Origin of the sequence: Streptomyces sp. NBC_01304, assembly GCF_035975855.1 — a bacterium.
Taxonomy (GTDB): domain Bacteria; phylum Actinomycetota; class Actinomycetes; order Streptomycetales; family Streptomycetaceae; genus Streptomyces.
The window spans coordinates 3,056,772-3,069,805 of record NZ_CP109055.1; the positions used below are offsets into that span (position 1 = coordinate 3,056,772).

At 70.2% G+C, this 13,034-nt stretch carries 9 protein-coding genes; 2 read left to right on the forward strand and 7 right to left on the reverse strand.

Annotation, left to right across the window (positions count from 1 at the left end; genetic code table 11):
- The first annotated feature begins 33 nt into the window (after positions 1-33).
- Positions 34-348, forward strand: coding sequence for a hypothetical protein (locus tag OG430_RS13175; RefSeq protein ID WP_327352662.1), 315 nt, complete (start codon positions 34-36; stop codon positions 346-348).
- A gap of 329 nt (positions 349-677) precedes the next feature.
- Positions 678-4,550 carry a GH92 family glycosyl hydrolase gene (locus OG430_RS13180; RefSeq protein WP_327352663.1) on the forward strand — a complete coding sequence of 1,291 codons (3,873 nt, stop codon included), beginning with the start codon at positions 678-680 and terminating at the stop codon, positions 4,548-4,550.
- A 79-nt stretch (positions 4,551-4,629) separates the two neighbouring features.
- Here the strand turns inward: OG430_RS13180 and OG430_RS13185 are convergent, their stop codons facing one another.
- The 7 genes from OG430_RS13185 to OG430_RS13215 form a co-directional block, all read right to left on the reverse strand.
- On the reverse strand, positions 4,630-5,499 hold the full coding sequence (locus OG430_RS13185) for a DUF4232 domain-containing protein (RefSeq protein ID WP_327352664.1): 870 nt from the start codon (positions 5,497-5,499) through the stop codon (positions 4,630-4,632).
- A 100-nt stretch (positions 5,500-5,599) separates the two neighbouring features.
- Positions 5,600-7,294: an ABC transporter permease gene (locus OG430_RS13190; RefSeq protein WP_327352665.1), complete on the reverse strand. Its 1,695-nt coding sequence runs from the start codon at positions 7,292-7,294 to the stop codon at positions 5,600-5,602.
- Positions 7,294-8,217 carry an ABC transporter ATP-binding protein gene (locus OG430_RS13195; RefSeq protein ID WP_327352666.1) on the reverse strand — a complete coding sequence of 308 codons (924 nt, stop codon included), beginning with the start codon at positions 8,215-8,217 and terminating at the stop codon, positions 7,294-7,296. The genes OG430_RS13190 and OG430_RS13195 overlap by 1 nt, the downstream gene beginning before the upstream one ends.
- Before the next feature lie 13 nt (positions 8,218-8,230).
- Positions 8,231-8,671: a hypothetical protein gene (locus OG430_RS13200; RefSeq protein ID WP_327352667.1), complete on the reverse strand. Its 441-nt coding sequence runs from the start codon at positions 8,669-8,671 to the stop codon at positions 8,231-8,233.
- 144 nt (positions 8,672-8,815) lie between these two features.
- Positions 8,816-10,051, reverse strand: a complete 1,236-nt coding sequence (locus OG430_RS13205) for a sensor histidine kinase (RefSeq protein WP_327352668.1) — start codon at positions 10,049-10,051, stop codon at positions 8,816-8,818.
- A 45-nt stretch (positions 10,052-10,096) separates the two neighbouring features.
- Positions 10,097-10,780: a response regulator transcription factor gene (locus OG430_RS13210; protein WP_327352669.1), complete on the reverse strand. Its 684-nt coding sequence runs from the start codon at positions 10,778-10,780 to the stop codon at positions 10,097-10,099.
- Positions 10,781-10,930: 150 nt separating this feature from the next.
- On the reverse strand, positions 10,931-13,006 hold the full coding sequence (locus OG430_RS13215; protein WP_327352670.1) for a helix-turn-helix domain-containing protein: 2,076 nt from the start codon (positions 13,004-13,006) through the stop codon (positions 10,931-10,933).
- Positions 13,007-13,034: the final 28 nt, after the last annotated feature.

Here is a 13,034-nt window from a genome sequence, read left to right on the forward strand (position 1 = left end):
ACTGATCGATTCGATCTTCATGGGTTTCACTGCGTGTCCGGCCTTCAGGGCCAGGTCGGCGATGCGCTTGCCGCACTTACCTGTGAGCGCGACTTTGGGTGGGTCTCCGCGTGGGATATCGGCGGAGAGGCACACCCGGAGCGTTTCGCCGTTGTTTCGAAGCCCTCAGCGGCGCCGATGGTGATCAGCTGCGAGATGCATGGCGCCGTGATCGACGCTCCTGATCAGATCGCGATGGCCTACGCCGAGGGTGGATCCCATGCTCAAGTCCTCGCCTTCTCCAGGACTCAGGCGGTGAACGGGATCCCCCCCGGCACCGCGAAGTTGTCTAGCTGGGCAGAACCGTGACCGCAGATGAACAGGGTGCGGACGCCGACAGGTATAGTCCACTTACCGCCAACTGGGCAAGATCGAATACTGGTTGCCCCACAGTCTTTCCCTACTTGAGACCTCCGCAAGGCCCTTGCAGAAACCTCTCGCATCCGCCCCCTGCGCCACGTGGACTTTCACGCCGTCACGCATGGACTTTTCGCGCCGGTACGTCCCCCCTCTCGCGGCCTGGCCGAATGCTCCGGGGAGCGCCTTCAACACCCTTGACACCAATGGCCACTTGACGCCCTACTGGACCTTGCGCGCCGACTTGACAACGTTGTCCAGATCGCCAGGAGAGGCTCCTCATGCAGCGCAGGGCTCTGCACAGACATCGGCACAGACCGGCTCGATCATCCTTCGCGGCACTATTGGGCACATCAGCCGCATTTCTCCTAGTCCTGACAAGTCAGGGCGCTGCCCTGGCCCAACCCGCACCCCAAGCGCCCCGGGCACACGGCGACTTCAGCTCCTCCTTCGAGGCGAACGAGGCCCAGCCCGACTGGCGCTCGACCCCCGAGACCGCCCCCGGCGGCGGCAAGAAGGCGTCCGGCGTCGACGGCGGATTCAGCTCCGGCATTCCGGGCAACGTGACCGACCGGGTCCTCGAACTCCGGGCGAGCGGGGAGAATTCGGGCTCCGGCGAGGTCAAGGAGAACCTCGTCGATCTGGAGCAGACCACCAAGTGGCTGACGTTCTCCCCCACCGGGTGGGTCGAGTTCGACCTGGACGAACCGGTCAAGGTCGTGACGTACGCGCTCACTTCGGCCAATGACCATGCCGAGCGCGACCCCAAGGACTGGACGCTGCAGGGCTCCGCCGACGGCAAGGACTGGAAGACCCTCGACACCCGCAGCGGCGAGAGCTTCGCCAAGCGGTTCGAGACCAAGAAGTACGACTTCGCGAGCAGCGCCGCGTACAAGCACTACCGCCTGGAGATCACCGCCAACAACGGCGCGGGCGACGCGACCCAGCTCTCCGACGTGCAGTTCTCCAACGGCGACACCAGCCAGCCCACGCCTGAGGACATGATCAGCGCCGTGGACCGCGGGCCGAGCGGCTCGCCGACCGCGAAGGCCGCCGCCGGGTTCACCGGGAAGCGCTCGCTGCGGTACGCGGGCACGCACAAGGCCGAGGGACGCGCGTACTCGTACAACAAGGTCTTCGACGTCGATGTCGCGATATCTCGTGACACCGAACTCTCCTACCGGGTCTTCCCGCAGATGTCGGAGACCGATCTGAACTACCCGGCCACGCATGTCGCGGTCGATCTGGCCTTCACGGACGGGACGTATCTGAGCGACCTCGGCGCCGTCGACCTGCACGGCGGGACGCTCACCCCGCAGGGGCAGGCCGCCGCCAAGCGGCTCTACGTCAACCAGTGGAACCAGGTGGCCTCGCGGATCGGCCGGGTCGCGGCCGGCAAGACGGTCGACCGGGTCCTCGTCGCGTACGACTCCCCCAAGGGTCCGGCGAAGTTCCGCGGCTGGATCGACGACATCACGCTGAAGGCCGCCCCGCCCGAGAAGCCTCGCAAGCACCTCTCGGACTACGCCTCCACCACCCGCGGCACCCTCTCCAGCGGCGGCTTCTCGCGCGGCAACAACTTCCCCGCGACCGCCGTCCCGCACGGCTTCAACTTCTGGACGCCGGTGACCAACGCGGGCTCCACCAGCTGGCTCTACGACTACGCGCGCGGCAACAACGCGGACAACCTGCCGACCGTGCAGGCCTTCAGCGCGAGCCATGAGCCGAGCCCCTGGATGGGTGACCGGCAGACCTTCCAGCTCCTGCCATCCGCGGTCGCAGGCACCCCGGACCTGGACCGGGAGAAGCGGGAGCTGCCCTTCAAGCACGAGAACGAGACGGCCCGCCCGCACTACTACGGCGTGACCTTCGAGAACGGCATCAAGGCCGAGATCACCCCGACCGACCATGCCGCGATGATGCGGTTCCGCTACCCCGGCGACGACGCGAGCGTCCTCTTCGACAACGTCTCCGACAAGGCGGGGCTCACCCTCGACAAGGACAAGGGGACCGTCACCGGCTACTCCGACGTCAAGAGCGGCGGCTCCACGGGCGCGACCCGGCTCTTCGTGTACGGCGTCTTCGACTCCCCGGTGACGGGCGGGAGTTCGGAAGGAGTCAAAGGACACTTCCGCTTCGACGCGGGCAAGGACCGCACGGTGTCGGTGCGCCTCGCCACCTCGCTGCTCTCGGTCGACCAGGCGAAGGCGAACCTGGAGCGGGAGATCCCGGCGGGTACGACCTTTGAGCGGGTACGTGACCGTGCGCAGGCCCAGTGGGACGCGCTGCTCGGCAAGGTCGAGGTGGAGGGGGCGACAACGGATCAGCTGACGACCCTGTACTCCAGCCTCTACCGGCTGTACCTCTACCCCAACTCCGGTTTCGAGCAGGTCGGTTCGGAGGGTGGGAAGGCCAAGTACCAGTACGCGAGCCCCTTCTCGCCGCAGACCGGACCGGACACCCCGACGCACACCGGCGCGAAGATCGTCGACGGCAAGGTGTACGTCAACAACGGCTTCTGGGACACCTATCGGACCACCTGGCCCGCCTATTCCTTCCTCACCCCGAAGAAGGCCGGCGAACTGGTCGACGGCTTCGTCCAGCAGTACAAGGACGGCGGCTGGATCTCGCGCTGGTCGTCTCCCGGGTACGCCGACCTCATGACGGGCACGTCGTCGGACGTCGCCTTCGCCGACGCCTACGTCAAGGGCGTGGACTTCGACGCTCCGGCCGCGTACGAGGCGGCGCTGAAGAACGCGTCGGTGGTGCCGCCGAGTTCGGGTGTCGGGCGCAAGGGCATGGAGACCTCGCCGTTCCTCGGCTATGCCTCGACCGAGACCCACGAGGGCCTTTCCTGGTCCTTGGAGGGATATCTCAACGACTACGGCATCGCGAAGATGGGGCAGGCGCTCTACAAGAAGACGGGCAAGGAGCGGTACAAGGAGGAGTCGGAGTACTTCCTCAACCGAGCCCGCAATTACGTGACCTTGTTCGACGCTAAAGCCGGGGCCGGGCAGGGCAGTTCGGGCTTCTTCCAAGGCCGTGACCTGAAGGGCGACTGGCGGGTTCCGAGCGACAAGTACGACGCTCGGATCTGGGGCTACGACTACACCGAGACGAACGGCTGGGGATACGCCTTCACCGCGCCCCAGGATTCGCGCGGCCTGGCCAATCTGTACGGCGGCCGCAGCGGTCTCGGCAAGAAGCTCGACGCCTACTTCTCCACACCGGAGACCGCGGAGCCCGAATTCGCGGGGTCGTACGGCGGCGTCATCCACGAGATGACCGAGGCACGCGACGTCCGCATGGGCATGTACGGGCACTCCAACCAGGTGGCCCACCACGCCACTTACATGTACAACGCGGCATCACAGCCGTGGAAGACGCAGGAGAAGGTGCGCGAGGTCCTCTCAAGGCTGTACGTCGGCAGCGAGATCGGGCAGGGCTATCACGGGGACGAGGACAACGGCGAGCAGAGCGCCTGGTACCTGTTCTCCTCGATGGGCTTCTATCCGCTGGTCATGGGCAGCGGGGAGTACGCCATCGGGTCGCCCTTGTTCACGAAGATGACCGTGCATCTGGAGGGCGGCAAGGACCTCATCATCAAGGCGCCCAAGAACAGCGCGAAGAACGTGTACGTGCAGGGGCTTCGGGTCAATGGGAAGAAGTGGACGTCAACTGCGTTGCCCCACAAGGTGATTGCCAAGGGTGGCGTCCTGGAATTCGACATGGGCGCGAAGCCGTCGAAGTGGGGCACGGGGGCGGATGCCGCGCCGGTGTCGATCACGAAGGACGACAAGGTGCCTTCGCCGCGGGCGGATGTGCTGGCCGGGGACGGGGCGTTGTTCGACAACTCGTCGAAGACTTCCGCGGAGTTGGCGTCGGCCCTGAACCTGCCGGTGCCGGACTCCACTCGGGCCGTGCAGTACACGCTGACCTCGGCCGACCGGGCGAAGGCGCCGACGGGCTGGGTCCTGGAGGCGTCGAAGGACGGGCAGGAGTGGAAGGCCGTGGACCGGCGGGACGGGGAGTCGTTCGCCTGGGATCAGCAGACCCGGGTGTTCTCCGTGGCCGACCCGGGGACGTACCGGCAGTACCGGCTGGTGCCTGAGGGCGGGGCCGGGACGCTGGCGGAGGTGGAGTTGATCGGGTAGCGAAGCAGGTGGGGGTGGCGGGCCTTCGGTCCACCGCCCCCACCCGCACACGCGCGCCGGGGTGACGTACGGCCCGGACTCACCCTCGCGCGCCCTGATCCGCCTTCCAGGGGCTGACGCCCAACTTCCCCGTGGTCCCGAGATCGAGCTCCGGCGTCACGATCACCGGCGCCGCACCGGGCTTCGCGAGGACGCGGACGTACGGCACGTTCACCGGGCCGTCCTCGCTCATCTCCGTCGTATTGCGCCAGAGCAGGCCGGAGCGGGCCGCCTCGCCGGGCTTCAGGGTCACGGGGCGGGCCGGGTCGTCGAAGCCGGTGCCGGTGGAGATGCCGCCGCTGCCGTGCAGGATCTTCACGCCGGTGATCAATTTCCGTTCGCCGTCGAGGAGTTGGAGCTCCGGATGGCCGTTGAGGGTGATGGTCTGCTTGCCGCAGTTCTCCAGGTGGAGCCCGATGACGCGCAGGCCCATCGCCGCGTCGCCCTCATCCGCGTACACCCGCATCCCCGAGGACGGGCACGGCTCGTCGGCGGAGGTCGCCTCGCGCGCGGGGACGCTCCTGACCTTGCTGACCGTCGCGCCTTCGTGGGCGCCCAGGTCGAGGGTGCGCCGGACCGTCTCCCCCGCCCCGACCATGCTCACCGTCCGGTCCACGACGTCCATCGCCTGACCCGCGCTGTTCGTGAGGTTGAACGTGATGGTGTACGCGAGCGTCTCCTCGGACGCGTTGGCGATCTCGTACGAGGCCTCACTCGGGGAGTCACCGCACAGCCCGACGATCCGCACCCCGTCCCGTTCCAGCCTGGCGGGATCACTGTTCCCGCTCCCGGGCAAGGCCCGGCACCCGGAGGACGCCGGCGCCCCGGACTGCTCGGTACCGCCGCATGCGGTGAGCAGGAGGACGCCCGCGAGGGCGGCGGGAACGGACACGGATATGGCAGTGCGCATCGGGCCAACCTATGGGGTCGGCCTTGTCGGCGGCTCTCGCCCCATGCCCGGCCCGGGGGTTGCCGGGTGGACCAGGGCGTCGTGCCGTGCGTCCCGGTGGTCACGAGGTGGCGCGGCGGGCCGCGCTCGACGCGAAGACGATGCCGAGCATCACCGCGGTACTGCCGAGGAGCAGACCCGGGGACATGCCCACCGGCGTACCGCCCGAGTCGCGCAGCGCGCCCATGAAGTCGAGCGGCGTGATGCCGTTGACCGTGCCGTACCACAGCGGCAGATAGGCGAACTGGAAGAGGCGGTGGGTGCGGCTGAGGGTGCCCAGGACAAGGGCGAAGGAGGGGATGAACAGCGCGCCGAGGAACCAGTGGAACAGGCCGACGGCGTCCGAGCCGGTGAGCATGCGCAGGGCCGGTCCGCTGCCCGCGACAGCGGTGAGCAGGAAGCCCGCCCCCCATTCCGCGGCGATCCGGCGGCGCGCGGCGGGGTAGGCGCCGAGGATGGCCTCGACTCCGGACTCGTGGCGCTGGGTGCCGAGCCGGGACCAGATCAGCACCGGCCAGATCCAGGACATCGGCAGCAGGAAGCGGGCGACGCCCGTCGCGGGAGTGACCATCTGGGAGAGCGCGGCGAGCGCGGCCACTCCGCCCCACCACCACAGCGGGGTGCCCTGGATCAGGATGCGCACCTCGCCGAGGAGCAGGCGCAGGGTCGCGTTGCCACGTCGGACCGGTGCCTTGGGTACGCCGCGGAAGGTGTCGGAGCGGGGAGCGTCGGGCTCCGCGTGCATGACGACGGCGGGGGTGACCGGGAACGGCTGTCCGGGGGCTGCCGCGCCGGGCCCGGCCAGGTGCCCGGGGACTACCTGGTGCCCGGGGACGACCTGGTGCCCGGGGACTGCCCAGTCGGGTCCCGACTTCTTTGCTCGGTCGGCCGGTTCGCGGCCGCGCGCCGGGTCGAAGCGCGGGAACCACAGGGCCGGGACCAGGACGAGGGCGACCGCGATCAGGACCAGGGCGAGGCGGGAGAGCAGATAGCCGGCGCCGGGGTCGAAGCCGTGCCAGACGAACGTGTCGAGCGGCTTCTCCACCAGGGTCAGGCCGAGGCTGAACTCGCCGACCTGCGTGGGGTCGATGCCCTGGGCCTTCATGTCACCGCCGAGCGACCGCACCACCCCGTGCACACCGATCCCGCCGAGCGGGGCGTCGGGCGACTGGCCGCCGATGGCGATGAACGCCCAGATGAAGAACCACAGGATGTTGCCGAGTCCCGCCCGCAGCAGGGGGATCGTCTCGAAGAGCAGCGCCGCGGCGGCGGTGAAGACCATGAGCGGCAGCGCGATCAGCACGAAGGGCTTGAGCAGTTCGACGGGGTCGACCGCCATGACCTCCCCACGGGCCGGCTGCATGACCAGCGCGGTGACCACGAGCACGCCCAGCATGGAGGCCAGGACCAGCACACTGCTGAGGAACTTGGCCAGCAGATATGAGGTGTTGCTGATCGGGGTGGCCGCGAGCAGCCGTCCCACGCCGGTGCTCTCGTCGCGGGAGATGGCGTTGCGTACGACGTAGAAGCCGCCGAGGCAGAGCCAGACCGCGCCCGCGAGGGCGACGACCATGCCGATGTAGGCGCTGTTGTACTCGCCGCGGTAGCGGCCGATCTGCATGACGACCCAGCCGGCGTCCTTGCCGGGGGTGGCCAAGTAGCCGAGACCTACGGCCGCGCAGAGGATGGCCGCGTACGCCGGGCGCCGTACCCGGTCCCGGAAGTCGGCGGTGGCGAGCCGGAAGAGGGTTCCCATCACCGGCCGCCCTTCAGGTCCATGGTCCGGTCCACCGTGCTGAACTCGCGCCTCTTCGGGCCGACTTCGTTGACGATGGCCAGGTAGGCGTCCTCCAGGTCGGGGGTGACCTGCTGGGCGGTGGCGTACGGCGGCACAGGGGCGAGCAGCCGCACCCGTACGCCGCTGCTGGTGCGCACCATCCGGCTCACCAGGTGGCGCTGCTGTACGGCGGCGACATCGGCCGGGTCCACGAGAACGTCCCACACCCGGCCGGCCACCGCCGCGAGGAGGTCCTCCGGGGAACCCCGGCGCAGCAGCCGCCCCTGGGCGACGACCGCGATGTCGGAGGCGACCGACTCCACGTCGGAGACGATGTGGGTGGAGAGCATGACCACGCGGTCGGCGGCCAGATCGCTGAGCAGGTTGCGGAAGCGGACGCGCTCCTCGGGGTCGAGGCCCGCGGTGGGCTCGTCGACGATGATCACCTGCGGGTCGGCGAGCAGCGCCTGGGCGATGCCGACGCGGCGCATCATGCCGCCGGAGTACTTGCCCAGGGGGCGCTTGACCGCCTCGGTCAGGTTGACCAGTTCGAGCAGCTCGTCGATGCGGGCGCGGGCCGAGCGGGCGGACAGGCCCTTGGCGGCCGCCAGGTAGGACAGGAACTCCCGCGAGGTGAGGTTCGGGTAGACCCCGAAGTCCTGCGGCAGATAGCCGAGGGCCCGGCGCAGGACGTCGGGCTCGGCCACCACATCGGTGCCGTTGAACAGGACCTGGCCGCCGGTGGGCCTGGTGACGGTGGAGGCGATCCGCATCAACGAGGACTTGCCGGCGCCGTTGGGGCCGAGCAGGCCGAGCATTCCGCTCTCCATGCGCAGGGTCATGCCGTCCACGGCGCGCTTGCCGCCGCGGTAGACCTTGGTGATGTCGATGAGTTCCAGCATGTCGATGGCTCCTTTACGCCCAGGACCGGACGGCGGTGACGGTCCGGGACGGGGCGCCCGCCGCCTGGTTCTTCGCACCCTTGAGGTCAGTGGTCCGGCCGTTGCGCAGCACCTTCAGGGACTTGGGCACCTCGACCTTGAAGCGCACATCGCAGTTGGCGAGCTTGCTGCACTTGGCCTGCAGGTCGAGCGTGCCCTCGGCCAGCTCCCAGGTCGCCTCGTCGTCGGCGCCCCAGCCCACGTCGAACCACCGGGTCACCTGGACGTCGTCACGGTCGGTGGCGACCAGGTCGGTGGGGATGCCGTGGGACCGGACGTCGAGGGTGCCGCCCCGGAAGGAGAAGCTCTTCGTCTCGGGTTCGGCGTCCTTCGCGCTGGCGCAGCCGGTGACTGTGGCCAGAACGGCCACTGCGGTGGCGGCCGGCAGGGCGCGGGACCAGTTGCGAGGGAACACGGTGTCCTCCGGGGTGCTTGTCTCTCGTGGGTGAGGACTCGAGACTCGCCTGCCGCGGCGCTGCGGACATCTGCCGTTCGGCAGATATCCGCGCACCAATTCCGCTGTCCGCGCACCAATTCCGCGTCGGCCCCGGGGGGGTGTTCAGCCGGCGGCGTCGAGCCGCTGCAGCAGGGGGAGAGTGCCGGTGACCTGCCAGCCCGTGCCGTCCGGGCCTGCCTCAAGTGCCCCGCCCAGCAGGGCGAACCGCTCGTCGAGACCCGCGAGGCCGGTGCCGCCGCCCTCCCGGTCCTCGACCAGCGGGCTGCTCTGCCCGCCGTCGTCGGTGACCTGGACGCACAGCCGGGCCTCGGCGTCGCGGCGTGCGCTCACCCGGACCGAAGCCGCGCCCGCCGCATGACGGCGCACGTTCGTCAGCGCTTCGAGGACCAGGGTGTACGCGGTCTCGTCGATCTCCCGGCGCAACGCGTCCACGAGGGCTTCGTCCAGGTCGAGTCGGGTGGGGATGGAGGTCGATTCCGAGAAGCGGGCCGTGAGGTCGGGCAGATCGACGAGTCCGTGGACCCGGGTCGGGGCCTGGTCCGGCTCCTTGGCGGCGCTCCCGTGGGCGGGCAGTTGCTCGGCCTGGCGCAGGGTGTCCAGGGTCCGGTCCATCTGGTCGAGGGCCCGCAGCCCCGACTCCTCGAGGCGGGCGAGGAAGGCGTCGTACTCCTCGGGGGCGTAGGCGGTGGTGCGCGCCGCCTGGACTTCGAGGACCATGCCGGTCAGTTCATGGGCGACGAAGTCGTGCAGGACCCGGGCCATGTGCAGCCGCTGGTTCCTGCGGGCATCGAGGACGGCCTGGCGGTTCCGGGTGTCCGTGCCGCGCAGCCGCATGCCGATGCCGATCGCGCAGATCACCGGCACCAGCGTGAGCACCACCATGAGCAGGGAGCCGTTGGCACCCGACTCGGGATTGCGCACGGTGAAGCGCAACGGGAGCACCAGCGAGGTGACCGCGAGGAGCGTCGCCGGGAGCACCGGGCGGGATGCACGGCGCACCAGGCGGGCGGTGAGGACCAACAGCGCCGCGAACTCGAAGGGCATCCACAGCAGCGTCAGCCCCTGCTGCCCGCGGTAGCCGAGGTCCACCGCGAGGGACACCCCGGCGACCGCGTATCCGGCCCGGATCACGGTGACCCGGCCCAGGGGACGGCTCGGGGAGACGCCCTCTGACGGCCAACGCACCAGCGTGGCCAGCACGGCGGCGATCGCGGCAAGCGCGAGAAGCAGGGCCATGGGCGGGCCGAGGAAGGCGGGAAGTCCCAGCAGGACGAGTGTCAGCCCGCACCAAAGGCCCCGCCGGCGTCCGAAGGTTGTGTCTCGCATCGTGCCCGTCATGCGCATCAGCCTAGGAAGTCGGGTCCGGGGCGGCAGGTGCACGGGTCAATGCGCGGTGGCGTACCCCATCTCCCAGGCGCGGACGGCGATGCCGACCCGGTTGCGTACGCCGAACTTGCGCTGAATGCTCGCGACATGCGTCTTGACGGTGCCCGGCGAAATGAACATCTCGCCCGCGATGTCGGCGTTGGTCAGGCCTTCGGCCACCTTGGCGGCGATCTCGATCTCCCGCTTGGTGAGCGGCTCGACCATCGCCGGCCGGCCCGAACCCGCGCCCGAACCCGCGCCGGAGGCAGCGCCGTTGCCGGTGACGTGGCGCAGCAGCCGGACCGTGATCGAGGGACTGATCAGGCTGTCCCCCGCCATGGCCGCCCGGACCGCCTCCACGAGGAGCGCGGGCCCCGAGCGCTTGAGCAGGAAGCCCGATGCGCCGTAGCGCAGCGCCGGATAGACATACTCGTCCAGATCGAAGGTCGTCACGATGACGACCTTCGTGGCGAGGCCGGAGCCGGGAGCGAGCAGACTGCGGGTGACCTCCAGGCCGTCCATCCGGGGCATGCGCACATCCATGAGGGCGACATCCGGCCGCAGCAGGCGGGCCTGTTCCAGTGCGGCCACGCCGTCGGCGGCCTCACCGATCACTTCGATGTCCGCTTGGCTCTCGAGGATGCGCCGCATGGCCCGGCGCACCATCTCCTGGTCATCCACCATCAGCACACGAATCGTCACAGCCGGGCATTCTTCCAGTCGGGCATTCTTCCAGCCGGTCGGGGCGGGGAGGCCGGGCCGGGCCCGGTAGTCACGCGCCTGCGTTCTCCACCGCGCGGAGCAGCCGGCGGGCCACGGTGCGGGCGCCGATACCCCTGCTGACGTGCTCCGTTACCCCTGCTCGCTGTCCTGAGCATGTGTCACCTGGTGCAGCCGCAGGGCGAATTGGAGTTCCAGGGCGCGCTCGTGACTCTGCCAGTCGTCGCCGAGGAGGCGGCCGATCCGGTCCAGGCGCTGTACGACGGTGTTGATGTGCACGTGCAGCGCCTGCCGGGCCCTGGCCTGGTTCATGCCGCAAGCGAAGTAGACCCGCAAGGTCTCGACGAGGGTGGTGCGGCGTCTGGTGTCGTAGTCCAGGAGCGGGCCGAGGGTGCGCCGGACGTAGTCGGCCAGGTCGGTGTCCTCGCCGAGGAGCAGGCCCAGGAAGCCGAGGTCGGCCAGGGCCGCACCTCGCCCGGTCTGCCCGAGTGCGCGCAGCGCGGACAGGCAGCGCACGGCTTCGGCGTGCGCGTGGGCGAGGTCGGCCGGGCCGGTGGCCGGGCCCGCGGCGCCGACGGTGACGGGGGTCCCGGTGGCCTGGGCGAGCTCGGTGGCAAGGGCCTGTGCGGTGGCGGTGACGTGCTCGCCCGGGGTGATGACGACGACGCGGTCGTGGTGCAGTCCGGAAAGGCCGCTTCTGCCGCGGGCGCCGCGCGCCGCCGCCTGGAGCAGCTGCCGGCGGGGAGCGGTGTCGCTGTGCGCGAGGAACACCGCGTGCGGCAGCGTGAGGTTCACCCCAAGTCTGCGGGCCCTGGCGGTGAGCCCGCTCGGGTTCGCGGTGGCGGTGAGGACGTCGCCGAGCAGTTCACCGCGTACGCGGTCCTCGGCCTCGGCGACCGAGCGGCGCAGCAGCAACAGCAGCGCGGTGACCACACCGGCCCGCTCGAACAGCCGCCGGTCGGCCTCGCTCAGATCGGCACGCCCGGTCAGCGCGATGCTGCCGAGCAGCTCGGGCCCGGCGAGCACGGCACACACCCAGGTGCCGTTGAGCGGAACGGCCCGGCCGCTGGAGCGGGAGGCGGCGACGGCTCGGGCGAGGGGGTGCCTCACCGGCGTCCGTGGCGGTTCCGAACTGCGGCTTCGCCGCGGGGCCTGCGTCGGCTGCGAGGGGGGTACCTCCGGCCGAAGGCTGGGGGCGGGCGCCGGGGGGCGTGGGTCGGTGGAGTCCGGGGAGGCACCCCCTGGCGAAGGCCCTGGTTCGGCGTCGACGCGGGCGAGTTCGATGCCGTCCGCGTCGTGGATGACCGTGCCGCCCTGCAGGACGGCGCCGATGGCGGTGGCGATCTCGGTGAAGTCGCCGCCGCGCAGCACCAGATCGGTCAGGCGGTCGTGGGCCTCCTCCGCGCGGCGCATCGCCTGGCTGTGGGCCCGGATCGTCCGGGAGGCGGCGTTGAGGTCGACGAGTGCGGCCCGGGTCTCCTCCATCATGCGCGCGCTGTCGATGGCGATGGCCGCGTGGTCGGCGAGGGAGGAGAGCAGCGCCACCTCGTCCGGGGCGAAGTCCCGGGCCGTGCGGTCGGCCGCGTACAGCACACCGATCACGACGGTGCCCTGCCGCAGCGGCACGCCGAGGATCGCGCGCAGGCCCTCTTCCAGTACGGCGCTGTCGATGGGGATGGTGTGCCGGAAGCGGGGGTCGCTCGGGTAGTCGCCGGTGGCATACGGCCGTGCGGTCTGCGCGACGAGCCCGCCGAGGCCCTCGCCCATGCCGAGGCGCACCTGCTGGAAGGCGGCGGACACCGAGCCGTCGGTGACCCGCATGTAAGTGTCCTTGGCCGCCTCGTCGTTGAGGGACAGATAGGCGACGTCGGTACGCAGCAGAAGTCGCGCCCGGTGCACGATGGCCCGCAGCACGGCGTCCACGTCACGCAGCGCGGCGAGGTCGCCGGCCGTGTCGAACAGCGCGGTCAACTCCGTCTCGCGGCGGCGGTGTTCGCTCATGGTGCGGCGGATCTGCAGGGCCGTGTCGGTCGCCTCGTCGATGGCCGCCAGTTCGCCGACGCCCGCCCCGCGTGCCCGCGCCGCCGTGGCGGGCCGGGCGAAGTCCTCGGCAGGGGCGTTGTCGGCAAGCAGGTTCAGCAGGTTGAGCAGCTCCCGCGACGCATTGTGTGCCGGGGTCCGGTCCCCGACCGGATGTGGGTTCGGCACAGGGCATCACCTCCAGGGTGGTCCGGCT

Coding starts and splice junctions, on each gene's coding strand:
- OG430_RS13180 (WP_327352663.1), top strand. CDS start 678: ATGCAGCGCAGGGCTCTGCACAGACATCGGCACAGACCGGCTCGATCA.
- OG430_RS13185 (WP_327352664.1), bottom strand. CDS start 5,499: ATGCGCACTGCCATATCCGTGTCCGTTCCCGCCGCCCTCGCGGGCGTC.
- OG430_RS13190 (WP_327352665.1), bottom strand. CDS start 7,294: ATGGGAACCCTCTTCCGGCTCGCCACCGCCGACTTCCGGGACCGGGTA.
- OG430_RS13195 (WP_327352666.1), bottom strand. CDS start 8,217: ATGCTGGAACTCATCGACATCACCAAGGTCTACCGCGGCGGCAAGCGC.
- OG430_RS13205 (WP_327352668.1), bottom strand. CDS start 10,051: ATGACGGGCACGATGCGAGACACAACCTTCGGACGCCGGCGGGGCCTT.